Consider the following 525-nt stretch of genomic DNA (forward strand, 5'->3'; position numbering starts at 1 on the left):
GCGCTGATCCGGCCGCCCGGATTGTTCCAGCTGTTCAGCACGTAGGTCAGCACGTTCGCGACTTCGTCGTCGGTCAGTTGCGCCATCGGCGGCATCGCCGAATCGTAGTCGTGGCCGTTGACCGTCACCTTGCCGTTCAGGCCGTGCAGCAGGATGCCGATCGCGCGCTTCGGGTTCGCGGCGAGGAAGTCGGAGCCGGCGAGCGGCGGGAACACGCCCGGCAGGCCGGTGCCGGCACTTTGGTGGCACACCGCGCAGGTGCTCGCGAACACCGTGCCGCCCGCTTTCACCTGCGCGGGCAGCGACAGCGGCGCGGCGCTCGCGGCGGCGCTCGTCCTGACGGGCGAGGCGCCGCCCTTCACGCCGCCTTTCACGCCGGCCGCGGCGCCGGGCGCGCCGGCCGGGCCCGAACCCGCCGCCGCGGTGACGGCGTCGCCGCTGTACGGCGCGTCGAGCTCCTTGCCCGAATAGATCGCCTTGTTCTCCGGGCCGTCCACCTTCAGGATCGCGAGTGCGCCCTTGTTG

Annotated in this window: 1 protein-coding gene; it reads right to left on the reverse strand. The window is 72.4% G+C overall.

Translation table 11 applies throughout. The features are described 5' to 3' along the window. Positions 1-525, reverse strand: a 525-nt coding sequence (locus J5M58_RS26155) for a cytochrome c (RefSeq protein WP_207880233.1), incomplete at both ends; no start/stop codon positions are given.

This window comes from Pseudomonas sp. 32_A, assembly GCF_017490905.1.
Classification (GTDB): Bacteria; Pseudomonadota; Gammaproteobacteria; order Pseudomonadales; family Pseudomonadaceae; genus Aquipseudomonas; species Aquipseudomonas inefficax.